A 23,411-nucleotide genomic window follows, 5' to 3' on the forward strand; every position below is an offset into this window, starting at 1 on the left:
AGTTCCTCCGTTGGATGTGTTCAGCCGTTCACGGAAGGAGTTCGCGGGGGTAGACGACCGCTGTAGCGCCTTCGATCTCCATGACGTCCACCAGCGCTCCCACTGGGATCACCAGACTCTCGTCGAGAGCGCGAGCCGACCATTCCTCACCAGAGACCTTGATCAGGCCGCGGGTAGCCGTGACCTCCTGCATGACCTCGGCCCGCCTGCCGATCAGCGCGTCGCTGCCCTCACGTGCGAGGGGTGCCTGTGCCATCCGCAGCGCAACAGGACGGACAACAAGAAGACCCGCTGCCGCTGCCACGCCAAACGCCACAAGCTGGCCGAGAAGGCCGATGCCCACACCGGCGACGACTGCGGCAACCAGTGCAGCGGCGGCCAGCAGCCCAAAGACCAGCGTCAGGGTGAGAAACTCCGCGACACCGAGCGCCGCGGCGGCAAGTAGCCATACGAACCACGGCATCGAACCAGCCTCCCTCGAGGGGACCTACCCACCCCTTACCCACCTGGCCCTGGACAGAACAGACTCGTTCCACTCCTTGGCCGGGTGGATACCGTCGAAAACGTCGCAGGCGTCGTGGAGGCCGTCCAAATCCCGCCACCTCGACAGAGAAACACCAGTTCAAGGGCATGATTCTCGCTGATGATCAGGCCCTTCCTGCTTCTCTGGAGACCGTTTGGGCCAGGTCGCGTCGCAGATGCACGTGTGCTGTTCTGGAAGCAGTCGCAGGAGGCAACACCGATGCGTCGCAGCCGGACTTCCGCCTTCGTACCCACCCGGTCCCCCGCCCCCACCGGAGCAGGCGGGGGATTGTTGCCCACGCGGGATCTCGCGGCGGCCTGGATCCTCGTCGTCCTGATCGCGGTGCCCGCTTGGGCGCTGACGATCGGACAGGCCCGGGACATGGGGGTCGAGCCCGGCACCATGGGGATGGCGCTGCCCCTGTTCCTGCTGCTCTGGGTGACGATGATGGCGGCCATGATGCTGCCGTCCATGGCACCGGTGGCCCTCACCTGGGTGCGGGGCATCGGACGGCAGTCCTCGGGCTGGACCCGGGCCGCCCGCTCCATCGAGTTCGTGGGCGGATATCTGTTGGTGTGGACGGCCTTCGGACTGCTCGCCTACGCGGCCCTGGCCTTCACCGGCGGCTTGGTGGACGACCATCCGACCGCCGGGCGCTGGATCGGCTCGATCGCCTTCCTGCTGGCCGGCCTGTACCAACTCGGTCCCCTCAAGCACGTCTGCCTACGGCACTGCCGCGACCCGCTGAGCCGTCTGGTGCGCTACGCCGGCTTCCGGCGGCCGGCCCGCGACCTGCGGGTGGGCGTCCACCACGGCGCCTACTGCGTCGGCTGCTGCGCCGGACTGATGGTCGTCCTCATTCCGCTCGGCGTGATGAACGTGGCAGCGATGGCGGGACTGGCCTTGGTGATCTTCATGGAGAAGCTGTGGTCCCGGGGCTTCTTTCTCACCAGCGTCGTGGGCGTCGCCTTCCTCGTCCTGGCCCTGCTCGCCCCGTTTCAGGACTGGCTGCTGCCGGGGCTGCAGGACTCGATGCCGTCGATGGACGGCATGTGATCACCCCTTTACGTGCCGGGTCACTTCCCTGGCGCTCCCGCCGGCTCGTCAGATGTGGGTCCGCTCGATGAGCGGCTCGGCGGCGCTGCCCACCGCGGGGGCGATTGCCGACGCAGACCGGTTTCCCGACCGAGACGTGAGGTGCAAGCTGGAGGCGAGGCCACCCCTCCCGATCCCGGGAGCGGACTCGGGACACGCGGTCTCGCCGCTCCGAGTGAGCTCTTCCGGGCTCGGCAGGAGGGAAGCGAGATGACACAACAGGCCACCACCGTTACGCGCTGGCACCTGGCCGGCGACTGGTTCGACGTGTGCAAGTGCGCCATTCCCTGCCCCTGCACGTTCGCGCAGCCCCCGACCTACGGTGACTGCGAGGGCGTGCTGGTCTGGCACATCCGGGAAGGCAACTTCGGCGACGTACAGCTCGACGATCTCAACGTCCTGATGCTCGGCTCCTTCGAGGGCAACCCGTGGGCCGGCACGCATACCGATCCGTACGCCGCGGTCTTCCTCGACGAACGCGCCGACGACCAGCAGCGGGCTGCACTTGGGGCCGTCTTCGGCGGTGAGGCGGGCGGATGGCCGGCACAGTTCGTGGAGATGTTCCACCCCGAGATGCGTGGCATGGACATCGCTCCCATCCACGTGGAGATCGACGAGGACCTTGGCACCTGGCGAGCCGAGATCCCAGGCCGTGTCACGGCGACCGCCGAAGCTCTCACCGGCCCGACCACCCCGAACGGCGCACGCGTCCAGGTCCACAATGCCCCGGGCGCCGAAGTGGGGCCGGGCCAGATCGCCACGTGGGGCCGGGCCACCGTCGACCGCGCCGACGCATTCGGCTTCTCCTGGGAACGCTCCGGCAAATCGAGCAAGTACTTTCCATTCGAATGGAGCGGTCCTGACTGAAGAGCCGGCTGCCTGGCCTGGTTGCGCACGGCGGACGGCAGGGCCACTGGCCCGTCTGGAGAGCGGGGGGCGCGATCCAGCCAGGGTTCTTCACAGTCGGCGCGGTCGCCGATGCTCTTGGGGTCTCCCTCGACGAGTTCACCCTGCGGGCTACCAGCACGCGGTCGGCGCCCGATAGGGGGCGGGACTGGCGCCGGGCGAGGCGATCGGGCGTCCGGTGCAGAGTAGGAGTAGTACCCGCCCAGGAGCTGCCCGCAGGGCAGGTGGTGGCATCGCCCGCTGCGGTTGGAGCCGGCCTGTACTCGGCGTCGTGGGCCCACCTTTGTGAGCGATGTGGGGTCATCGGCCTCTTCGGTCGGGCCGGCGAGTAGGTGGCAAGTGGTCTGGACAGTCGTGCGACTGACGGGGACGAGGCACCACCGAGCGCGGAAGACGCGCTCTACACTCACAGCGTCCTGGATGAACAACTGCCAAAGGAAGCAACTGCTTTGCGTAAGACACGAATTGCCACTGTCCTCGGTGGTGTCGCCGCCGCGACCCTGCTCACGATCAGCAACGCCTCGGCCGTCCACTTCGAGATCGACCAGGCCGACGCCACGCCGTATGACGGGAGTGTTCCGTCCGCCATGGCGTGCGCCCACAACTCAGTGGGGTCGGGCTGCTTCCGCGAGGTCGGGGACTGGTTCGAGGTCGTCGACGAGAAAAAGGACGGGCACGCGACTCTCGTTGCCTGGCGCAGCGTCTATCCCCAGAGCCAGGCGACCATTCGGCAAGGAACCATCTGGAACACCGCTGGCTTCCAGACGTATCGATGGGAGAACAAGGACCTCAAAGAGGGATACATCCTCGAGATCCGGGTCTGCGCCGGCGAGTGGCACAACAAGCATGTCATCGACAGCACCTGCAGTGCATGGAAGACGACCAAGTCCTGAAACCACCCACGGCAAGCCGCGAGCTGCAGCCCTGGTCACTGGCACAGACGTTCCTCAGCCTTCACGCCTTCCTCTCACCGCAGAGTGCGGCCGACGACCCTAGGCTGAGCAGGAGCCTGGAGGCAGTTCGCATTCTCCGGGCTTCACTCGCGCGCCGACCCTGTGGGCCAGCTCCGTCCGGGCTCGGCAGACAGCGCATCGAGCAACGTTCCAGGGGGAACGACTTGAAGTTCACGCCCATGCATCGGGTGGCCACGTTGGTACCGGCTGCCGTCGCCGCGTTCCTCGCGGGAAGCCTTATCTCTGCGCCTGCGGCGCAGGCCGACGAGGGGCACGGGTGCGCAGGTGCATACGTGAAGTACACCTCCAAGGGTGACTATCTGTATGTGAAGGACAAGAAGAAGGACGGGCGCACCGTCTTCGTCAATCTGACTGGCCCGGGCGGCGCCAGGGAATACCACGTGACCAGGGGAGCGGGTAAGTCCTACACATGGAACCTCGACCGTCCGGAACGCAAGACGAACAAGATCATCGTCTCCTTGGTCACGGGTGATCCCTACCGCAGCGACAGTGACTGGAAGCACTGCACGACGTTCGAGTTCCGGACGTGACGAGCTAGCTCGCAGCTGAGGTTCAGTGATGTGGCCTGTCATCCATGGATGCAGGCCACATCACGCCTTCGTGGAATCTTAGTGCTTTCGACATATCTGAGGGATCGAGCACCCGCTCGATCGCTTCCAGAAGTGGCCGGCGACGCACGCCCCTCGCCTCCCGCAACAGCTCCCCGGGCACGGATGCCGGCGCGTCAGCGCGAACGTCGTGTGCGTCAGCGCGGCCGGACGGTTCGCGCGAGGCGGAAACCCACGTCGTCGATCCGGAACGTCGGGTGGCTGCGGCGTCGCACCGAGGCGCGGCAGCTCCATGGCTCGTCGAACCAGCCGCCGCCGCGCAGCACGCGGTAGGTGCCGTAGACCTCGGCGTCGTAGACGTCCCAGGTCCATTCCCAGACGTTGCCCAACATGTCGTGAAGGCCCCACGTGTTGGGCTGCTTGCCGCCCACGTCGTGGATCCGCTCGTGCGAGTTGGCGCGGTACCAGGCGATCTCTTCGAGTCGCCCGTACCGCGCGCCGGCCGTACCGGCACGACACGCATGCTCCCACTCGGCCTCGGTAGGCAGGCGGTACCCGTCGGCAGACTCGTCCCACTCGACGGTTTCCGTCTCGGCACCGGCGCCGAGACGGTACGCGGGCGCCAAACCCTCCGACCGGGACAGGGCGTTGCAGAAGCTCACAGCGTCCCACCACGAAACGCCCTCGACGGGGAGGCGGTCGCCCTGCGCGGTGCTCGGCCATGCGCCGGTGGTCCGGGCGTACAGCGCCTGGGTGAGCGGGACGGCCGCGATCCGGTAGGGCGCGAGCTCCACCGTCCAACTTCGCTGCGTCCGCCGGTCCGACAGCGTCACCTGCCCGGTCGGGACGTCGATCATCCCGTGCCCTGTGTCCACGTCCATGATCGGACGATCCTATCCACTGGCCCGGCACGGAACTCGTCCGTCCGTAAGACCTCGGCCACCCAAGAAAAAGCATGGTGACGACATTTGTTTGCGTGCTCGTCACCTCTGTCACACATGCGTCGGCGAGCATCGCTGCTCCCGGCTCTCCCGAAAGGGTCTCCCGAAAGGAACCTCGGTGCAGCATCGACCGATGGGCCGCGTGCGGCTGTACGGCGTCGTCGCGGCGGCAGTTGGCAGCGCTCTGTGTCTCACGGCCTGCGGTGGCGACAGCGGTGAGGCGGCGGACGACCGGCCTTCCGTGGCGAGGTCCAGCCGGATCGACTGCGCCGAGCAGGGGAAGATCGCGGCCTCCGGATCCTCGGCCCAGCAGAACGCCATGCGTCACTGGATGCGGGAGTACCAGAGTGCGTGCCCGGGCGTGCAGATCCGCTACGTGCCCCTCGGATCCGGTGGCGGTGTGGCCCAGTTCCTGCGCGGGGCGACAGTGCTCGGAGGGACCGACACCGCACTGAAGCCGGAGGAGATCGCGTTCTCCCGCGACGTGTGCCCCGGCGGCAGCGCCATCGACCTCCCGATGGTCGGTGGCCCCATCGCCATCGGCTACAACATCGAGGGCGTCGACGACCTGGTCCTCGACGCACGCACCCTGGCCAGGATCTTCGACTCCGAGATCACCCGGTGGAACGATCCGGCGATCCAGCGACTGAATCCGGGCGTCGAGCTGCCCAGGACGTCGATCACCGCCGTGCACCGCTCCGACGGATCGGGCACCACGCAGAACCTGAACGCGTACCTGGCCGAGGCGGCGCCGGACGAGTGGCCGTATCCGAAGGAGAAGGCCTGGCAGGCCAAGGGCGGCCACTCCGCCAGCGGTTCGGACCGTGTGGCGTCCGAGGTCGTCCATACCGAGGGCGCGATCGGCTACTTCGAGCTGTCCTTCGCCAAGGAGGGGAAGATCCCCACCGTCAGGCTGGACACGGGGGCGTCTGAGCCGGTCGCCCCCACCGCCGAGGCGGCCTCGAACGGCATTGCCGCGGCTGCGGACGTGGGCGAGGGCAAGGACATGACGCTGGAGTTCGACTACCGGACCAAGGCGCCGGGGGCGTACCCCATGGTCCTCGTCACATATGAGGTCGTGTGCGCCACGGGCAACCGGGCGGATGTCCTGCCCGCCCTCAAGTCTTTTCTCACCTACACCGCGAGCGAGGAAGGACAGCAGGGCCTCTCACGCATCCACTACGCGCCACTGCCGGAGAAAGTAGCGGCGAAGGTGCGCGACGTGGTGAGCAGCCTGTCCTGACTGGGCGGCGGGCGCGTGGCGCGGGCGCAGCGCGGACGGCCTTCTACCGGCCTCCCGGCGGCAGCCGGCGCGCGGACGAGCGGAGCGGGCGCGGCCGAACGGGCGAACGGGGAACCCGAACGACAAGTCGCTCGTTGTCCGGTTGGGCAAAGAAACCGTCAAGTGGCGCGGCCCGCGCCGGATTGCGCAGGGGAATTCCATGGGAGTCAGCCTTTCCAAGGGCGGCAATGTCTCGCTCAGCAAGGAGGCCCCGGGTCTGGCCGCGGTCGTCGTGGGCCTCGGCTGGGACGTCCGGAGCACCACCGGGACCGACTTCGACCTGGACGCCAGCGCCCTGCTGGTGGACACGAACGGAAAGGTCCTGAGCGACCAGCACTTCGTGTTCTTCAACAACCTCAAGAGCCCCGACGCATCCGTCGAGCACACCGGTGACAACCTCACCGGTGAGGGCGAGGGCGACGACGAGCAGATCAAGGTCAATCTGGCCGGCGTGGCCGCCGAGGTCGACAAGATCGTCTTCCCGGTGTCGATCCACGAGGGCGAGAGCCGCAGCCAGTCCTTCGGGCAGGTGCGCAACGCCTTCATCCGCGTCGTCAACCAGGCCGACAGCAACGAGCTGGCTCGCTACGACCTGAGCGAGGACGCCTCGACCGAGACCGCGATGGTCTTCGGCGAGCTGTACCGCAACGGGGCGGAGTGGAAGTTCCGCGCCGTGGGCCAGGGTTACGCCTCGGGTCTGCGCGGCATCGCGCAGGACTTCGGCGTCAACATCTGACAACGCCCGCCCGATGTGCCGGGGCCCAGAAGGGCCTCGGCACATCGGTGAGCCGGCCTTCGTCGGCTGATCCGCAGCGTGCCGCGCCCGGCCGGTCGCTCTGCTCGTCCCGGCCTGCCGTCCAGCTGCCCGCGAATCGGCGAACTCCCGCCGCGTGCACGCCTTTTGCGTTCCACCAACCCTTTCTCCGTTCCGCCAACCGCTGGACCCACTCGCACGCCGGCGCCGCCATGCCCTGCGTGAAGGCCTCCGGCGCCCGCTCCACCTCCGCATCTCCCCCGCGACGTCGGCCACTACGGAACGCCGAGGTCTGCTTCGTGCTGCCCACACCAGCATGCGATCACCCCGCCGTGTGCTGCTGCCCGTCGGGCCCGCCACGCGGTGCCCTGCCCGGTCCAAGGAGCGGCCGGGGAACGTCGGCGGGCACAGAACAAGAGCCGAGAGGCGGCAGCCTCGCCCCTGCCCGAGGAGGCGGCGGCCTCGCCGTGCCGAACGACCGGAGTGGTGACGGGGCCGAGAGGACGCCGAGCGGGTGTCGCGCGATGCGCCGGCGCCCACCTGTGGAGAAGTTATCCACAGGCTGCGGAGGGTGTCGGCGGAATCCGCTTTGATGGAGGGCATGAGCGACGCACACACCTTGCCCGACATGCCCGGCACTCCCCCCATGCCCGACTGGGAGAAGCGCTTCCGGGCGCCGCGTGTCTCTCTGCCCGACTGGGCGGAGGACGCGCCGGACCGCTCCTTGTTCGTGTCGAACGCGACGGGGACCTACGAGCTGTACGCCTGGGACCGGTCCACGGGCGAACAGCGCCAGGTGACCGACCGGCCGAACGGCACGACGGACGGGATAGTCACCCCTGACGGCCAGGCCATCTGGTGGTTCTCGGACACCGACGGGGACGAGTTCGGCATCTGGATGCGGCAGCCGTTCGGCGGTGGCGAGGACGTGCCGGCAGCGCCGGGCCTCGAGCCGTCGTATCCGGCCGGTGTCGCCCTCGGCCGTGACGGCTCCACTGCGGTGATCGGTCGCTCCACCGATGAGGACGGCACGACGATTCATGTCGTGCGGGCGGGCGAGGCGCCCGTGGAGATCTACCGGCACCGGGAGTCGGCAGGCGTGGGCGGCCTCTCGCACGACGGGGCCCTGCTCGCGATCGAGCACACGGAGCACGGGGACGCGATGCACTCCGCGCTGCGTGTGACCCGCCTGGACGGGAGCCCGGTGGCCGAGCTCGACGACACCGAGGGCGGCACGGTTGAGCTCGGGCTCGAGGCCCTCGAATTCGCCCCGGTCGACGGCGACACCAGGCTCCTCGTCGGGCACCAGCGGCGCGGCCGCTGGGAGCCGATGATCTGGGACGTCGTCTCCGGGGAGCAGACCGACCTGGGGATCAAGCTGCCCGGCGATGTGAACGCCGAGTGGTATCCGGACGGCTCGGCGCTGCTGTTGGCCCACAGCTTCGAGGCCCGCGGTGAGCTGTGGCGCTACGACCTGGCGTCGCACGCACTCGTCCAGATCGAGACGCCCGCCGGTTCCATCTCCGGCGCGACCGCCCGTCCTGACGGGTCCGTGGAGTATCTGTGGTCGTCCGCGGCGCAGCCTCCGCAGGTACGGTCCACCGCCGGCAGCGTTGTCCTCGATCCTCCGGGCATGAAGGCACCGGATTCGGTGCCGGTGGAGGACGTCTGGGTGGAAGGCCCCGGCGGTCTTGTTCACGCCCTCGTGCAGAAGCCTGCCGGGGCCACGGGCCCGCTGCCGACCGTCTTCGAGATCCACGGCGGCCCGACGTGGCACGACAGCGACACATTCATGGCGGGTCCCGCGGCCTGGGTCGACCACGGTTATGCGGTGGTCCGGGTCAACTACCGCGGCTCGACCGGTTACGGCCGGGAGTGGACGGACGCCCTCAAGCACCGGGTCGGTCTGATCGAGTTGGAGGACATCACGGCGGTCCGCGAGTGGGCGGTCGCCTCGGGTCTCGCCGACCCGGCGAAGTTGGTCCTGGCGGGCGGATCCTGGGGCGGCTATCTGACGCTGCTGGGCCTCGGCACCCAGCCGGAGGCGTGGGCGCTGGGCGTGGCCGCGGTCCCGGTCGCGGACTATGTGACGGCGTATCACGACGAGATGGAGGCGCTGAAGGCGATGGACCGCACGCTGTTCGGCGGCACCCCGGAGGAGGTTCCCGAGCGCTTCGAGGCCTCGTCGCCGCTGACGTACGTCGACGCGGTCCGCGCCCCGGTGTACATCTCGGCGGGTGTCAACGACCCGCGCTGCCCGATCCGCCAGATCGACAACTACGTGGACCGGCTGGTGGCGCGCGGCGCGGTCCATGAGGTGTACCGGTACGACGCGGGACACGGCTCCCTCGTGGTGGAGGAGCGCATCAAGCAGGTGCGGCTGGAGATCGACTTCGCCGACCGTCATCTGGGGGCAGCCATGCTGCAGAGCTGACGCACCACGGGAGCAGCCACGCGCAGGCGGGCGGCAGCGGCACAAGGCAGCGGTGCCGCTGCCTCGCAGGCGGAGCGAGCGCAACCGCGGAGCCGGAACGGCGGTGCCGCAGCCGCGAAGCCGGGGCGGCGGCGCCGCAGCCGTGGCGCAGCCGTGGCGCAGCCGCGCAAGTGAAGCGGGCACAGCCGCGCAGGTGACCGCAACCGCGCAGGCGGGCAGTGGCGGTCACAAGGCAGTACCGCAGGCGGGCGGCGGCACGAGGCAGCGGTGACCGGCAACCGCGAAGCCGAACGGCGGCCGCGAGACGGCGGTGCCGCAGCCGTGACGCTGCCGTGGCGCAGCCGCGCGAAGCCGGGGCGGGCGCAGCCGCGCAGGCGGCGGTGGCGATCGTCGGGTCCGCCGCTGTGAGGCTGCCGTCACAGCGGCCCCGGCACCCGGAGCGGTGGACGCGTTCCGTACCGTGGAGGGGTGTACCGATTCCTGCTGACGCCCCGCTGGTGGGGGATCAACGTCTTCGTACTGCTGGCGATCCCGTTCTGCATCTTCATGGGCACGTGGCAGCTGGGCAGGTTCGAGGACCGAGTGGACTCTCATCGCGCCGCGGAGCAGAAGCCGGAACCGCAGACGCAGAAGGCGGTGCCGCTCGACGAGCTGCTCCCCGTCGACAAGGAGACGTCCGGCCGGACGGCGACGGCCTCGGGCCGGTACGGGGAGCAGTTCCTCGTCCCGGAGCGTGAGCTCGACGGCAAGCGGGGGTCGTACGTCCTGACGCTGCTGAAGACGGACGGGGGGCGCACGCTTCCCGTGGTCCGGGGCTGGCTGCCCCAGGGCGATCCCGCCCCGGCTGCGCCGGCCGGCGAGGTCACGGTGACGGGTGCGCTGCAGGCCTCCGAGTCCAGCGGCACCGACGGGGTGCACACGGCAGGCGGCCTGCCGAGCGGCCAGCTCGGCATGATCAGCGCGGCTTCGCTGGTGAATCTCGTACCGGACGACGTGTACGACGCGTGGGTGACGCTGACCAAGGCGGACGACGGCCTGACCGCCGTCCCTGCGGCAGCGCCCCAGAACAGCGGCCTGGACCTGAAGGCGTTCCAGAACCTCGGCTACACGGGCGAGTGGTTCGTCTTCGCCGGCTTCGTGCTCTTCATGTGGTTCCGCCTGGTCCGCCGCGAGGCGGAGTCGGAACACGACCGGGCCCTGGGCCTGGAGGCCGAAGCCGCCTGAGACGGGCTGTGGGCGGCCGGGCCGCCGGGCTCGCGGGGCCAGGGCGGACGCGGACCCGCGCCCGACAGACGGCGGGGCCTGGGCCCGCCCGCGTTACCGACCGGACAGGCCGCAGGCCCGCCCCGCGTCACTGGCCCGGGAGTACGCCCGTGTAGTAGATCGTGCCGGCGCACGCGTTCGACACCGTCGTCTGGCCGGTCACCGAGCCGCCCAGCGCCGAGTAGGTGACCGCGACGCTGCCGTCCTTCAGCCCGTCCTCCGTGACGAGCTGAGGCTCGGCCGCGCTTCCCTCGGAGGTGCCGGTGCCGCCCTGCCCGCCACCGCCACTGCTGTCGCCGACGGACGGCGAGGGATCGGGGGAGGAGTCGCCTTCTGTCGGACAGGTGTCGGACGGCACCCAGGCGAACCTCATCTCGTAGGCCTTGGCCGCCATCGCGACTGTCGCGTCCGTCTCGGCCGCCGTCGGGTCGGGCAGCCCGTTCGCCGCGTCGCCCGCGGCGTGGCGGGCGACGCCGATCCGGGCCGCGTCGGCGGCGCCCATGGTCTGGAAGCCGATGGTGGAGCCGGCGGCGAAGCAGTCGGTGCCGGAGATGTTGGTGACGCGGAAGGTGCCGTACACCTTGCCCTCGGCGTCCGGTGCGCCGAGCTCCGTGGAAACGCTCAGCTGATCGGGTGTGCACGCCTGGACGTCGCCTGCCGCGGGTGACTGGACCGCACCGGAGGCGCCGTCACCGACGCCGGTGGGCTGGTCCGTCGGCCGGCCCGGCCCGGCGGTCCGACCGGGTGCGACGGTGTCGCCCGCCCCCTGTGTGGGCCCCTTGGTCCCGTTGTCGCCGCCTGTGACGCCAGGTTCGTTGCCTGTGCCACCCTGCGCCTGCTCGCCGTGCCCGGCGTTGACCGGGTTGGGTTTCTCGCTGCCCGCCGAGTTCGCCACGTGGACGAAGGCGGGGACGGCGGTGCCGATCAGCAGCGCCGCGGCGGCCATGCCGACCAGCGCCTGCCGTTTGCGTGCCCTTCGCGCGGGGACCGCTCGGTGCAGATGCTCCAGCGCTCCCGGCGAGGGCTGGATGTCCTCCACGACTCCCTGCAGCAGCCGCCGCAGCGCGTCCTCGTCCCCTCCGGCGCCCGGCCCGCTGTCTGTCCCGCCGTCGTTCCCGCTGCCGAACCCGAGGGCGATCGCGAGGTCGGGTCTGCGGTCGGGGCCGCCCGCTCCGGCGTCTTGCCCGCCGCCGGTCCCCCGGCTGGATCCCACATCGGATCCGTGGCCCGATCCGCGGCCGGACACCTCATCGGATCCCGCATCAGAATTCAGGTCGGGTCCCACGTCAGACGTCGCGTCCGGCCCCGCGTCGGACCCGGCAGCGGGCCCCGTATCGGTCGGAAGACGCCTCGGCCCGTTGTTCGGCCCGTTGTTCACAATCTCGTTCCCAGTCCGGTCGTCAGACGGCCCGTCCGGCCCGTAGTGCTCGAAGCTGTTGTCGCGCCCGCGCCCGCTCATTTCGTGGCCTCCATGGCGACGCGCAGCGCCGCGATGCCCCGTGAGCCGTATGCCTTCACCGAGCCCAGGGACACCCCCAGCGTCTCGGCCACCTGCGCCTCGGTCATGTCGGCGAAGTATCGCAGCACCAGCACCTCGCGCTGGCGGCGCTGCAGCCCACGCATGGCCTTGATGAGTGCGTCCCGCTCCAGCTGGTCGTAGGCGCCTTCCTCGGCGCTCGCCATGTCCGGCATCGGCTTGGAGAGCAGCTTGAGCCCCAGGATGCGCCTGCGCAGCGCGGAGCGGGAGAGGTTGACCACGGTCTGCCGCAGGTAGGCGAGCGTCTTCTCCGGGTCCCGCACGCGGTTGCGCGCGGAGTGCACTCGGATGAACGCCTCCTGGACGACGTCCTCGCAGGAGGCGGTGTCGTCGAGGAGCAGCGCGGCGAGACCGAGCAGCGAGCGGTAGTGGGCGCGGTAGGTCTCGGTGAGGTGGTCGACGGTGGTACCCGTGGCCATGGCGTCGTCAGCGCCCTGCCGCGGGGACGGGACGCGAGTGGTCCGCGAGGCAGGCATGGGTGCGATCACCGGCATGCCGCCGGCCGGGCGGGGTCTGCGGAGCGGGCGCACCGAAGCGCCGCGGACCGGGACCACCCTTGCGATGTCGAGAACCTCTGCCACGCCTGTTGGACACGCTGCCCCCCGCCAGGGTTGTACGCGTACGCCACCGCTTTTGACGGCGAACCGAATGCCCGCATGCGCACCGCTCTTCCCCAATGCCCCAGTTTTTGCGACACCGTCTTGAGGTGACCGCAAAGACGCCTCCCGCCCAACTACCGGTTGCAGCAAGGGGGAAGCGAATAATCAAACATGTCGACGCCCCGGTTCAAGTGGTACAGACCTTCGTTTTGCTCACAGGACGTCCACAGATCCTACAAAGGGCCTGCGCCGAGCTGCCGCGCATCAACCGCCGCGGCCATGAGACTAGGCGACCGGTTCGCGGACCCTGTCACCGCCCGGCCGTGAGCCGAACTCGGCGGCGACGGCTTCGGCGATCTGCGCCGAGTTCAGTGCCGCGCCTTTGCGGAGATTGTCCCCGCACACGAACAGTTCGAGGCCGCAGTCGTCGTCCGGCGACCGTCGCACCCGCCCCACCCAGGTCGGGTCGGTCCCCACCACGTCCGCCGGCGTGGGGAAGTCGCCGGCTTCCGGGTTGTCGTACAGCACGACGCCGGGTGAGGTGGCGAGGATTTCGTGCGCCCGCTCGACGGTGACCTTGTTCTCGAAGCACGCGTGCACCGACAGCGAATGCGTCGTGAGCACCGGCACCCGCACGCAGGTCGCGGCGACCTTCAGCCCGGGCAGGTCGAGGATCTTGCGCGTCTCGGCCCGTAGCCCCAGTTCTTCCGTGGACCAGCCGTCGTGGGCGAGCGACCCCGCCCAGGGCACCACGTTGAGTGCCAGCGGCCCCGGGACCGGCCCGAGATCGTCGCCCACCGCGCGCCGCACGTCGCCGGGCGTGGCACCCAGTTCCGTACCGGCGACCAGCGACATCTGTGCCCGCAGCGCGGCCACGGCTTCGCGTCCGGCGCCGCTGACGGCCTGGTAGGAGGAGACGACCAGTTCACGCAGCCCGAACTCGGCGTGCAGGGCACCGACGGCAGGGATCATCGCGAGCGTGGTGTCGTGCGGGCTCGCGATGATGCCGCGCGGGCGCACCCGTACGGCATGGGGATTGACCTCGGGGACGACCAGCGGGACGTCGGGGTCCATCCGGAAGGCCGGTGAGGCGTCGACGACGACGGCGCCCTTGGCCACGGCGACGGGCGCCCAGCGCTCGGACACGTCTCCGGGCACCAGGAAGAGGGCCACGTCGACGCCGTCGAGGACCTCCTCGCCGACCGGCATGACCTCGCATTCCTCCCCGCGCACGGCCAGCTTTCGGCCGGCCGAGCGCGGGGAGGCGGCAAGGCGTATCTCGCCCCAGACGTCCGCGTGCTGCGACAGGATCTGGAGCATCACCGCACCGACGGCTCCGGTCGCTCCGACGACCGCGAGCGTCGGTTTACGGGTCATCGCCCGGTGCCTCCGTAGACGACCGCCTCGTCGGAGTCGGAGTCGAGACCGAAGGCGGTGTGTACGGCGCGCACGGCCTCGTTGACGTCGTCGGCGCGGGTGACGACCGAGATGCGGATCTCGGAGGTCGAGATCAGCTCGATGTTCACGCCCGCGTCGGACAGCGCCTCGAAGAACGAGGCGGTGACGCCCGGGTTGGTCTTCATCCCCGCGCCGACCAGCGAGATCTTGCCGATCTGGTCGTCGTAGCGCAGCGATTCGAAGCCGATCGCGCTCTTCGCCTTCTCCAGGGCGTCCATCGCCTTGCGGCCGTCCGTCTTGGGGAGGGTGAAGGAGATGTCCGTCAGCGCGGTGGCGGCCGCGGAGACGTTCTGGACCACCATGTCGATGTTGATCTCGGCGTTCGCGATCGTCCGGAAGATGGCCGCGGCCTCGCCCGGCTTGTCCGGCACCCCGACGACCGTGATCTTCGCCTCGGAGACGTCGTGGGCGACTCCGGAGATGATGGCGTGCTCCACCTTCTGATCCCCTTGCGGTTCGTTGCTGACCCAGGTTCCACGCAGTCCGGAGAAGGACGACCGGACGTGGATCGGGATGTTGTAGCGGCGTGCGTACTCGACACAACGGTGCAGCAGCACCTTGGAGCCGGAGGCCGCGAGCTCCAGCATGTCCTCGAAGGAGATCCAGTCGATCTTCTGTGCCTTCTTGACGACCCGCGGGTCGGCGGTGAAGACGCCGTCGACGTCGGTGTAGATCTCGCAGACCTCGGCGTCCAGCGCGGCGGCAAGGGCGACGGCTGTGGTGTCGGACCCGCCCCGGCCGAGCGTGGTGATGTCCTTCTTGTCCTGGGACACACCCTGGAATCCGGCGACGATGGCGATGTTGCCCTCGTCGAGCGCCGTACGGATCCGGCCCGGCGTCACATCGATGATGCGCGCTTTGTTGTGGACCGAGTCGGTGATGACGCCTGCCTGGCTGCCGGTGAACGACTGGGCCTCGTGGCCCAGGTTTTTGATCGCCATCGCCAGCAGGGCCATGGAGATCCGCTCTCCCGCGGTCAGCAGCATGTCGAACTCACGCCCTGCAGGGATCGGGGATACCTGCTCGGCGAGATCGATCAGCTCGTCCGTCGTGTCACCCATCGCCGACACCACGACGACCACCTGGTGGCCGTTCTTCTTGGCATCGACGATTCGCTTGGCGACCCGCTTGATGCCTTCGGCATCGGCAACGGAGGAGCCTCCGTACTTCTGCACGACAAGGCCCACGTGCGCTCCTCGCTCGGTCTTGTGCAGTCATTACTGCGGTCGGCTCAGTCTATCGAGCGGCCGCGGATCGCCCCGGTTATGTCACATGGTGAGATGTCCCGCTCACAGAGTGATCATCCGGAAGCCCCGGAGGGGCGCCCGCGGCCGTTCGGATCGACTACTGCCCAGGGGTCGGCGAGGTACGCGAATCTGTGTCCCGGCTCACACGACCGTATGACCCCGGCCTCGCATGACCACATGACCCCGGCCTCGCATGACCGCATCATCCCGGCTCGCCTGGCCGCCTGCGCGAGGCAGGCGGTCCGGGCCGGGGGCAGCCACCGGCTCCGGCGCGCTGTGACCGGTGCCGCCGGTCAGCGAGCCCGCCGCAGCCCCAGCGGGCGGGCGATCTCCTGGACCATGACCTTGCCGGCCTCCTCGGCCAGCGTTTCCTCGGTCAGGTCCTCGTCGGTGTCGAGGCCGTCCAGCTCGGCGAGCGGCTGGTCCAGGCGGACATGGGCGACGAGGGACTGCAGCGCCCTGAGGGTCGCGGAGGCGGTGGGGCCCCAGTTGGTGAAGTACGAGAACTGCCACCACCACAGCGCCTCGCTCGTCCGGCCCGCTCGGTAGTGGGCGAGGCCGTGGCGGAGGTCGGTGATGATGTCGGCGAGGCTGTCGGAGATCCGCGACGGCACCGGGGCCTTGCGGGGCTCGTACGGGTCGAAGACCTCGGAGAAGACGTCGATCGGTTCGAGCATGGTCGCGAAACGCATCCGCAGCTCGTCCACGTCGAGATCCGGGCCTGTGTCCGGCTCGTACCGCTCTTCCGGGATGATGTCCTCGTGCGCACCCAGCCGGCCGCCGGTGAGCAGCAGCTGGGAGACCTCCAGCAGCAGGAACGGGATCGCGCTGTCGGGCTCGTCGCCCTTCGCGACCTCGGTGGTCGCGACGATGAAGGACTCGATCGAGTCGGCGATCTGGACCGCGAAGCTGTCGGGGTCCTGTCCTACGGCGTGGAGCATGGCGTCAGACATCGAGCAGTCGTCTCCCCTCGAAGGCACGCCCGAGCGTGACCTCGTCGGCGTATTCCAAGTCTCCCCCTACAGGGAGTCCACTGGCCAGCCTCGTGACCTTCAAACCCATCGGTTTGATCATGCGTGCGAGGTACGTGGCCGTGGCCTCGCCCTCCAGATTGGGGTCCGTGGCCAGGATCAGCTCCGTGACCGTGCCGTCCGCGAGCCGCGCCAACAGCTCGCGGATGCGCAGGTCGTCGGGGCCGACACCCTCGATGGGGCTGATGGCCCCGCCCAGTACGTGGTACCGGCCCCGGAACTCCCTCGTCCGCTCGATCGCGACGACGTCCTTGGGCTCCTCGACGACGCAGACGACCGTCGGGTCCCGGCGCGGGTCGCGGCAGATGTTGCACTGCTCCTGCTGGGCGACGTTGCCGCACACCGCGCAGAAACGGACCTTGTCCTTGACCTCGAGCAGGGCGTGCGCGAGGCGGCGGACGTCGGTGGGTTCGGCCTGGAGGATGTGGAAGGCGATCCGCTGCGCGCTCTTGGGACCGACGCCGGGCAGCCTGCCCAGTTCGTCGATGAGGTCCTGAACCACGCCTTCGTACAACGGAACGCCTCTCCTTGGAGTGCTTGCTGCTTACGGTAGTTGGTGCCTGTGGCCGTCAGAAGGCCAACAGCGGGAACGGGTCAGAAAGGCATGCCCGGCATGCCGCCGAGCCCCTGCGCCAGCGGGCCGAGCTTGTCCTGCTGGAGCTGGTGCGCGTTCTCGTTCGCGGCCTGGACGGCGGCGACGACAAGATCCGCGAGGGTCTCGGTGTCCTCCGGGTCCACGGCCTTCGGGTCGATGACGAGACCGCGCAGCTCGCCCGAGCCGGTGACGGTGGCCTTCACGAGCCCGCCGCCGGCCTGACCCTCGACCTCGGTCCTCGCGAGCTCCTCCTGAGCCTGCGCGAGGTCCTGCTGCATCTTCTGGGCCTGCTGGAGCAGCTGCTGCATATCGGGCTGGCCACCACCGGGGATCACGGTCACTCCTGGCTGCTTCGACGACTGAATACGTGACTCGACGTTCTGTACGTTTCGGTAAGGCCGAGCCTACGTGCTCGCCGGGCGGCATGCCCCACCCCGCATCGACCAACTCTTTCGAGTGAGCGAAAGGGGCCCTGTCGGGGCTCCACTACCTGACCAGTGACCCCGTGTGGGCGGAAGTACAGGGATCTTCGGCCCACAGACCACCATTCGGCGGTATGAAGGGCCTGCGCCGTATCAGAACGCACGCCCGCCACGTACGTCACGCGGTGTAACGTCAGCACCTTTTCAGCACCTTTTCGGACCTGATAGTCAGTCCTGGGCGTCAGTCCTGGTCGTCAGCAGAGCGCAGAGGAGTGCACCGGTGAGCCAGCCGGAGATGCAGCCCGGGGGGGCCCGGGAGGAGGGCGGCGAGGCGCCGCCGGGAGACCTGACGGGGCGGTCGTTCCCCCTCGGGGACTGGGGCGAGCCCGCGGCACGGCTCGACGAGCTCTACCGCTGGGTCGAGGCGGACGCGTTGCGCACGGCGGACTGGTACCTCTCGGACCGGGTCCGCAAGCGCCGGACCGCCCGTCTGCTGCGCCTCGGCACGGCGCTGGGCGTCCTCGCGGGGGCGGCGCTGCCCCTGCTCGACCTCACGGGCGCGGTGGGCGAGGCGGCCCCCTGGGGCTATCTCTCCCTTCTCGCGGCCGCGGCCTGCCTGGCCTGCGACCGCTACTTCGGCCTGACGGCCGGCTGGATGCGGAACGTGGCCACCGCGCAGGCGGTCCAGCGGCGCCTCCAGGCGCTCCAGTACGACTGGGCGTCGGAGAGTGTGCGCGAGGTGCTGGGTCCGGCGGAGGGTACGGCGAGCGAGGCGGCGGAACGCTGTCTGGGCGTGCTGCGACGTTTCTCCGAGGACATCTCGGACCTGGTCCGCTCGGAGACGTCGGACTGGATGACCGACTTCCGCCCCGGCCCGGCGCCGCTGCGCCTGCCCGCCTCGGCCGCACGCACGACGGCGGAACTCCATCCGTCCCACGGCGTCATCCAGGGCCGGTTCCCGCTGCCCCCGGCCACCCGCCCCAACATGCCCCGCCAGCGTCCCCCGGAGCCGCCGCGCTGACGCACGGCGGCTGCTTCCTGCCCCTGTGGGACGTCAGCTGAAGATGATCATCGAGCCCTGGCCCAGGCTCCGCGTGGCCGCCGCGTGCAGCCCCAGCCAGACATGCCGCTCACGCGCGAACGGGCTCTCGTCGTAAGGGATCGGGCCCGCGGGCTCCTCCAGGGCCGTGGGGCGTTCCGGCGGCTCCGGCGCGGCCGGAGGGTTCGTGGGGTCGATGCCGATGGCGGGGGCCACGTATTCCAGCTCGCGCAGCAGGCCCTGCGTGGAGCCCAAGGGGCCGCCGCCCTCGAGGAGTTCGTCGTTGAACAGCGGGGTCGCGAAGTCGACGGGGACGTACGCGCCGGCGTGGTCGTAGTGCCACACCAGGTGCGACTGCTGTGCCGTCGTCTCGAACATCTCCAGCAACTGCTCGTAGTCGCCGCCCAGTTCGTCCACCGGCGTGACCGCGAGCCCGCACAGTTGCAGCAGATAGGCGCGCCGCAGGAAGTGCAGCGCGTCGTAGTCGAAGCCGGCCACCGGCGCGACATCGCCCGACAGGCCGGGCATGTAGGCGAAGACGGGCACCGTCGGCAGGCCCGCGCCGGTCAGTGCCTTGTCGTAGGAGGCGATCTCTTCGGCGAAGGGATTGTCGGGGCTGTGGCACAGCACGTCGACAAGGGGGACCAGCCACAGGTCACAGGCCAAGGGAGTGCTCGCTCTCAGCAGTTCGAGGAGGTGGAGGAAGCGTGAAGACGACGATGGTCGGGACAGCGTAGTGCCGAGGGCCGGGCCCGCGAAGGGTGCTGTTCCACACGTTTTGATGCGGTCCGGTACCCCCTCGTCACTCCGCTCCCACGTCCCATACCCACACCCCGGCCACCCTCTCCCCCGGCCGGCCCAGGAGTTTCTCCACTGCCTCGTACAACGGCCCGGCGTTGTACTGCGGCGCCAGCACCACGACACCCGCGTTCCACGCCTTCAGGTCCTCCCGCGCCTGGGCACGCCAGTTGGGACCGATGACCGGTACGCGGCCGGTGTTGCGGACCTCGTGCAGCAGGTTGGAGGTGTGGCGGGGGGTCGCGCCGTAGATGCCGATGCGGTCGGGGCCCCACGGCCCGTTGAAGTACCCGCCGGCGACCTTGAAGCCGAGGCCCGTCGCCGACTGCCAGTGCAGTACCTCGGCGCCGGCCGGGCTCGGCAGCGGCACGGTGACCAGGGACTCGCCCTCCGCGAGGTACTCGGCGTAGGTGCCCTGCGTGATGAAGCCCGGGATCTCGGCCCGTTCCCGTACGGGGTAGGGCGTCGGCAGCACCGGCACGAGGGCCGCCGCCAGCGCCGCGAAACCGAGGCCCCGCATCAGCGGCCGCCATGCCGCCAGCCGGTCGGCGGTCAGTGCGAGGAGGACACCGAGGACGGGCGCGCAGATCATCGCCACCCGCGACTCGATGACCGACTCGAACAGCGGCTGATGGGCGAGGGCCCGCCACGGCCCGGTCAGCACGATGTCGGTGTACGGGATACGGAACTTGGGCCCGAGGGAGAGGAACGCCGCGGCGACCGCCGTGCAGGCGAGGGCCTTGACGAGCGCGAGCCGCCACAGCCGGATCACGATCGCGACGGCCAGCGCGATCAACGGCCAGCCGTAGAAGGCGTTCTGCTCGGTGCGGTTCATCGCGAGGGGGTCGGCTCCGGCGTCGGAGCCCATCAGCGCCCGGCCGGAGAGCTGCAGGAAGGCGAGCGGGCTGTTGCCGGCGTTGTCGCCGTGCAGCACGCTCTTGTAGCTCTGCGGACCGAAGAACTGCCAGCCCAGCGGGAACGCCACCAGCGGCAGGCACACCAGAAGCGCGATGCCCGTTCCGCGCAGCAGCGGCCGCCACGCCACCTTGGCCACGTCGCGCGCCGCGAGCGCGTAGGAGAGCGCGAACAGCAGCATGCCCATGGCGGCGAGCAGCAGCGGCTCCTCGCCGAGGAAGATCTGGTACGTCGCGAAGAGGCCGAGCAGCACCCCGTCCCGCCGGACGTTGCTGCCCTCGCAGAGGCGCAGCACCCGGTCGATGATCACCGGGATCATGAAGAGGACGAGGAAGTTCGGGTGGGCGTTGCCGTGCGACATCATCGGCGGCGCGAAGGCGGCGAACCCGCCGCCGAGCGCGGCCGCCCAGCGGCTTTTCACCAGATGCCGGGCGATCAGCCAGTACCAGGCGCTCGCCGTCGCGGCGAGCCCCAGGGTGAGGACGAGCGCCCAGGTGACGGTCGGACCGAAGGCGAGCGTGACCGGCGTGAACGGCACGGACAGGCCGAGCATCACCGTGTTCGCCATCAGGTTCACGCCGTCGGGATTGTTCTGGAGCGTCGTGAAGAGCGGGTTGCGCAGATGGACGACGTTGTCGGCGGTGACGGCGAAGAACCACTCCCACTGGTTCTGGTCCTGTCCCGCGTCGCGGAGGTAGGCCCGGTCCAGGTCCGCCCACAGCCCTTTGTAGAGCAGTACGGACGCGACCAGGAACAGCCCGACGACGGCCAGGTCCACGCGGCGCACGGCACGGGCGCGCAGCCGCAGCAGTTCCACGAGCACCCGGCCGTAGTCGGCGGGTCTGACCTTGGAGCCGGCCCGGTGCGACCAGCGGACCGGGACCTCGGTCACGGGCCAGCCCGCGCGCCGGAAGAAGCGGAGAATCTCGACGTCGATCCCCCACCCGTCGAGCCTCGAGTCGGCGAACGCGGCGCGTGCCTTGTCTCCGTCGAGGAGTTTGAATCCGCACTGGGTGTCGCGGATGCCGGAGACCGCGACCGCGCGTATCAGGCGGTTGCCCATCCGGCCGAGCCACTCGCGCAGGGGCCGCTGATGCACCTCGATCCGCGCGTCGGGGTGCGCGCGCGAACCGATCGCGGCAGCGGCGTCCGTGCTCTCCAGCACTTCGCCGAGCCGCTCCAGTTCCTCGATGGGCGTCGCCAGGTCGGCGTCCGTCACCAGCACGCGCCGGCCGTACGAGGCGAGTACGCCGAGGCGCAGGGCGTTGCCCTTCCCGCGGTTCGTCCCGCTCGAGACGAGCTGGATGCGCGGCTCCTCGGACGCCGCCTCCTCCGCGATCTTCGCGGTGGCGTCGGTGGAGCCGTCGTCGACGACGATCAGCTCCCAGTCGCCCCAGCGGTCCGGATCCGCGTGCAGATGGGCACAGATGGCGTCCAGCGTCGGGCGCAGCCGCCCCTCCTCGTTGTACGCCGGGACGACAACACTCAGATCCACGCTCACCGCTCTTGCCGCCCCCGTTGCGCCCGTCGTTCGAGCCGGTCCGCCCAGACGAGGGCGTGGTCGTTGTAGGCGCGGATCGTGGCGCGCGCCCCGTCCGCGTCGCCCTTCGTCATCGCGTCGACTATGTCCTGATGGCCGCCCCAGAGCCAGTCCGCCATCTCGGGGTCGGCGCGCAGGAACGGTACGGCGAACACCCAGGCCTGCACCCGCAGCCGGTGCAGGAAGTCGCAGATGTAGCGGTTCGCGACGAGCGCGCCGAGCTCGCGCCAGAAGCGCAGGTCGTAGCCGATGAGGATGTCCAGGTCCCCGGTGCGCGCGGCCCGCGCGGCCTCCTCCGCCCGGCGTCGTACGGACACCAGCGCCTGCGGGTCCAGCGGCGCGTGCCTGCGCTCTTCGCTCCGGCCGAACAAGGCGTCCACGACAAGGGACCGCGTGTCGACCATGCTCCGGTAGTCGTCGACGGAGAACTGGTGCACCTTGAAACCGCGGTGCTGATCGGAGTCGAGCAGCCCCTGGGCGGAGAGGTCGACGAGCGCTTCGCGCACGGGCGTCGCGGAGACGCCGTACTGATCGGCGATCTCCTTGACGGTGAACTCCTGGCCCGGCTGCATACGGCCCGCGAGCACTTCGTCACGCAACGCGTCGGCGATTTGGCGCCGCAGGGTGTTGCGGGTCACGGCGCCGCTGCTGCCGCCACCGCTACCGCTACCGCTGCCGTAGCCGGGCATCGTGGCCTTCTCCTTCGCCTTCGGTTCCGGACACGATAGGCCAGGGGTCCGGGCCCCGGTTCGCGGCGTACGGTCTGGACGGCGAGGGGAGGCGATGCCGCAGTGGCGTTCGAACCGGCCACGGGTGACGGGCCGCACGTGCCGGCCAAGGGACGGGCCGCGGAGGTGACGACGGCGTTCGAAGGGCTGCTCCAGATCCGGCGCGTGACGAACAACACCGGCGGCACCGCCACGCCCGCGCCGTGGGAGCTGGCCCGCACCGTGCGTGCGGTCGCCCTCGCCCTGGAGGCGTCCGGCTTCCCGCCCTCGGCCGTCGACGACGACAGCCGGCGCACGGCGACGGGCTATCGCGTGCGGCCCGGCGAGCGTCCCGGCACGGCGTACGTGGAGTGGCTCGGCCCGCCGGGCAGCGGCGCGGCCCAGGAGGAGGAGGGCCGATTGAAGGCGTGCGCGGCGGCGCTGGCCCGGCTGGGCTGGGAGGCGCTCCTGTACCGGGGGCCGCGGAAGCGACGGTTCCTGGAGGTGGAGCCGGCGGCGGCGCCCCGGCCCTGAGGGCCAGGCACGACTTCGAGCAGGGGGTGTGCGGCGGAAGATCGTGCTCTCGGTGGCGTAAGTGAGGGCGGCCGGTCGGGCGGGTCCGGCCGCTGCGACGCGGGGCCGTCCCCCTGCCCTCTCCCTGGGGCCTCTCGTTTGGATCATGCCGGGCTCGCGGGCCCTGGCACCGCTCCCCCACAGCCTTCGGCGTGGGAGGTGCCCCCACGCCGCGTTGTCGTCGGTCGGCATGGCTCCGCCATGCCTCCTCCCCCTACGCCTTCGGCGTG

The 23,411-nt window shown here is 70.0% G+C and carries 22 protein-coding genes; 10 read left to right on the forward strand and 12 right to left on the reverse strand.

Annotated elements, in window-relative coordinates:
• Positions 1 to 28 precede the first annotated feature (28 nt).
• Positions 29 to 463 carry an NfeD family protein gene (locus ABZ070_RS05395; RefSeq protein WP_356630153.1) on the reverse strand — a complete coding sequence of 145 codons (435 nt, stop codon included), beginning with the start codon at positions 461 to 463 and terminating at the stop codon, positions 29 to 31.
• Positions 464 to 742: 279 nt separating this feature from the next.
• Here ABZ070_RS05395 and ABZ070_RS05400 point away from each other — a divergent pair, with 279 nt between their 5' ends.
• From ABZ070_RS05400 to ABZ070_RS05415, 4 genes are all read left to right on the forward strand, one after another.
• Positions 743 to 1,579 carry a DUF2182 domain-containing protein gene (locus ABZ070_RS05400; protein WP_356630155.1) on the forward strand — a complete coding sequence of 279 codons (837 nt, stop codon included), beginning with the start codon at positions 743 to 745 and terminating at the stop codon, positions 1,577 to 1,579.
• Between the two features lie 249 nt (positions 1,580 to 1,828).
• Positions 1,829 to 2,485, forward strand: coding sequence for a DUF1326 domain-containing protein (locus ABZ070_RS05405; RefSeq protein ID WP_356630157.1), 657 nt, complete (start codon positions 1,829 to 1,831; stop codon positions 2,483 to 2,485).
• A gap of 488 nt (positions 2,486 to 2,973) precedes the next feature.
• Positions 2,974 to 3,417, forward strand: coding sequence for a hypothetical protein (locus ABZ070_RS05410; protein ID WP_356630159.1), 444 nt, complete (start codon positions 2,974 to 2,976; stop codon positions 3,415 to 3,417).
• A gap of 353 nt (positions 3,418 to 3,770) precedes the next feature.
• Positions 3,771 to 4,028 (forward strand): hypothetical protein, encoded by a 258-nt coding sequence (locus ABZ070_RS05415; RefSeq protein ID WP_356630161.1) that lies wholly within the window; start codon positions 3,771 to 3,773, stop codon positions 4,026 to 4,028.
• Positions 4,029 to 4,243: 215 nt separating this feature from the next.
• On the opposite strand, the gene ABZ070_RS05420 is transcribed toward ABZ070_RS05415, so the two are convergent.
• Positions 4,244 to 4,927: an SUMF1/EgtB/PvdO family nonheme iron enzyme gene (locus ABZ070_RS05420; protein ID WP_356630163.1), complete on the reverse strand. Its 684-nt coding sequence runs from the start codon at positions 4,925 to 4,927 to the stop codon at positions 4,244 to 4,246.
• 178 nt (positions 4,928 to 5,105) lie between these two features.
• On the opposite strand from ABZ070_RS05420, the gene pstS reads away from it, so the two are divergent.
• From pstS to ABZ070_RS05440, 4 genes are all read left to right on the forward strand, one after another.
• The gene (gene pstS, locus ABZ070_RS05425) at positions 5,106 to 6,230 is read left to right on the forward strand and encodes a phosphate ABC transporter substrate-binding protein PstS (protein ID WP_356630164.1); all 1,125 of its coding nucleotides are present in this window, start codon (positions 5,106 to 5,108) and stop codon (positions 6,228 to 6,230) included.
• A 199-nt stretch (positions 6,231 to 6,429) separates the two neighbouring features.
• Positions 6,430 to 7,005, forward strand: coding sequence for a TerD family protein (locus tag ABZ070_RS05430; protein ID WP_356630165.1), 576 nt, complete (start codon positions 6,430 to 6,432; stop codon positions 7,003 to 7,005).
• A 610-nt stretch (positions 7,006 to 7,615) separates the two neighbouring features.
• Positions 7,616 to 9,457 (forward strand): prolyl oligopeptidase family serine peptidase, encoded by a 1,842-nt coding sequence (locus ABZ070_RS05435; protein WP_356630200.1) that lies wholly within the window; start codon positions 7,616 to 7,618, stop codon positions 9,455 to 9,457.
• A 468-nt stretch (positions 9,458 to 9,925) separates the two neighbouring features.
• Positions 9,926 to 10,681, forward strand: a complete 756-nt coding sequence (locus ABZ070_RS05440; RefSeq protein WP_356630167.1) for an SURF1 family protein — start codon at positions 9,926 to 9,928, stop codon at positions 10,679 to 10,681.
• 127 nt (positions 10,682 to 10,808) lie between these two features.
• On the opposite strand, the gene ABZ070_RS05445 is transcribed toward ABZ070_RS05440, so the two are convergent.
• The 7 genes from ABZ070_RS05445 to ABZ070_RS05475 form a co-directional block, all read right to left on the reverse strand.
• On the reverse strand, positions 10,809 to 11,933 hold the full coding sequence (locus ABZ070_RS05445; RefSeq protein WP_356630169.1) for a hypothetical protein: 1,125 nt from the start codon (positions 11,931 to 11,933) through the stop codon (positions 10,809 to 10,811).
• Between the two features lie 242 nt (positions 11,934 to 12,175).
• Entirely contained in the window at positions 12,176 to 12,838 is a 663-nt protein-coding gene (locus tag ABZ070_RS05450) for a SigE family RNA polymerase sigma factor (protein ID WP_356630171.1), read from the reverse strand.
• A 303-nt stretch (positions 12,839 to 13,141) separates the two neighbouring features.
• Complete coding sequence (locus ABZ070_RS05455) at positions 13,142 to 14,233, reverse strand: aspartate-semialdehyde dehydrogenase (protein ID WP_356630173.1); 1,092 nt, start codon at positions 14,231 to 14,233, stop codon at positions 13,142 to 13,144.
• A complete protein-coding gene (locus tag ABZ070_RS05460; RefSeq protein ID WP_356630175.1) occupies positions 14,230 to 15,501 on the reverse strand; it encodes an aspartate kinase in 1,272 nt (423 codons plus the stop codon). The genes ABZ070_RS05455 and ABZ070_RS05460 overlap by 4 nt, the downstream gene beginning before the upstream one ends.
• Before the next feature lie 353 nt (positions 15,502 to 15,854).
• Entirely contained in the window at positions 15,855 to 16,514 is a 660-nt protein-coding gene (locus ABZ070_RS05465; RefSeq protein WP_356630177.1) for a DUF5063 domain-containing protein, read from the reverse strand.
• Positions 16,507 to 17,106 (reverse strand): recombination mediator RecR, encoded by a 600-nt coding sequence (recR, locus tag ABZ070_RS05470; protein WP_264245817.1) that lies wholly within the window; start codon positions 17,104 to 17,106, stop codon positions 16,507 to 16,509. Before recR ends, ABZ070_RS05465 begins: the two co-directional genes overlap by 8 nt.
• A gap of 80 nt (positions 17,107 to 17,186) precedes the next feature.
• Entirely contained in the window at positions 17,187 to 17,522 is a 336-nt protein-coding gene (locus ABZ070_RS05475; RefSeq protein WP_356630202.1) for a YbaB/EbfC family nucleoid-associated protein, read from the reverse strand.
• Between the two features lie 367 nt (positions 17,523 to 17,889).
• Here ABZ070_RS05475 and ABZ070_RS05480 point away from each other — a divergent pair, with 367 nt between their 5' ends.
• Positions 17,890 to 18,630: an SLATT domain-containing protein gene (locus ABZ070_RS05480; protein WP_356630180.1), complete on the forward strand. Its 741-nt coding sequence runs from the start codon at positions 17,890 to 17,892 to the stop codon at positions 18,628 to 18,630.
• Positions 18,631 to 18,663: 33 nt separating this feature from the next.
• On the opposite strand, the gene ABZ070_RS05485 is transcribed toward ABZ070_RS05480, so the two are convergent.
• The 3 genes from ABZ070_RS05485 to ABZ070_RS05495 all read right to left on the reverse strand — a co-directional run bounded on the left by ABZ070_RS05485 (position 18,664) and on the right by ABZ070_RS05495 (position 22,590).
• Positions 18,664 to 19,314 (reverse strand): hypothetical protein, encoded by a 651-nt coding sequence (locus ABZ070_RS05485; protein ID WP_356630182.1) that lies wholly within the window; start codon positions 19,312 to 19,314, stop codon positions 18,664 to 18,666.
• A gap of 136 nt (positions 19,315 to 19,450) precedes the next feature.
• Positions 19,451 to 21,862, reverse strand: coding sequence for a dolichyl-phosphate beta-glucosyltransferase (locus tag ABZ070_RS05490; protein ID WP_356630184.1), 2,412 nt, complete (start codon positions 21,860 to 21,862; stop codon positions 19,451 to 19,453).
• A complete protein-coding gene (locus tag ABZ070_RS05495; RefSeq protein ID WP_356630186.1) occupies positions 21,859 to 22,590 on the reverse strand; it encodes a GntR family transcriptional regulator in 732 nt (243 codons plus the stop codon). The genes ABZ070_RS05490 and ABZ070_RS05495 overlap by 4 nt, the downstream gene beginning before the upstream one ends.
• Before the next feature lie 102 nt (positions 22,591 to 22,692).
• Between ABZ070_RS05495 and ABZ070_RS05500 the strand changes: the two genes are divergently transcribed.
• The gene (locus ABZ070_RS05500; protein WP_356630188.1) at positions 22,693 to 23,142 is read left to right on the forward strand and encodes a hypothetical protein; all 450 of its coding nucleotides are present in this window, start codon (positions 22,693 to 22,695) and stop codon (positions 23,140 to 23,142) included.
• The last annotated feature ends 269 nt before the right edge of the window (positions 23,143 to 23,411 follow it).

It is taken from the genome of Streptomyces sp. NPDC006283 (assembly GCF_040613325.1).
In the GTDB taxonomy this organism is placed as follows: domain Bacteria; phylum Actinomycetota; class Actinomycetes; order Streptomycetales; family Streptomycetaceae; genus Streptomyces.

Excerpts from the sequence above, each read along its gene's own strand:
- ABZ070_RS05395 (WP_356630153.1), bottom strand. The coding sequence starts at position 463 with ATGCCGTGGTTCGTATGGCTACTTGCCGCCGCGGCGCTCGGTGTCGCG.
- ABZ070_RS05400 (WP_356630155.1), top strand. The coding sequence starts at position 743 with ATGCGTCGCAGCCGGACTTCCGCCTTCGTACCCACCCGGTCCCCCGCC.
- ABZ070_RS05405 (WP_356630157.1), top strand. The coding sequence starts at position 1,829 with ATGACACAACAGGCCACCACCGTTACGCGCTGGCACCTGGCCGGCGAC.
- ABZ070_RS05420 (WP_356630163.1), bottom strand. The coding sequence starts at position 4,927 with ATGGACGTGGACACAGGGCACGGGATGATCGACGTCCCGACCGGGCAG.
- ABZ070_RS05430 (WP_356630165.1), top strand. The coding sequence starts at position 6,430 with ATGGGAGTCAGCCTTTCCAAGGGCGGCAATGTCTCGCTCAGCAAGGAG.
- ABZ070_RS05435 (WP_356630200.1), top strand. The coding sequence starts at position 7,616 with ATGGAGGGCATGAGCGACGCACACACCTTGCCCGACATGCCCGGCACT.
- ABZ070_RS05455 (WP_356630173.1), bottom strand. The coding sequence starts at position 14,233 with ATGACCCGTAAACCGACGCTCGCGGTCGTCGGAGCGACCGGAGCCGTC.
- ABZ070_RS05465 (WP_356630177.1), bottom strand. The coding sequence starts at position 16,514 with ATGTCTGACGCCATGCTCCACGCCGTAGGACAGGACCCCGACAGCTTC.
- ABZ070_RS05495 (WP_356630186.1), bottom strand. The coding sequence starts at position 22,590 with ATGCCCGGCTACGGCAGCGGTAGCGGTAGCGGTGGCGGCAGCAGCGGC.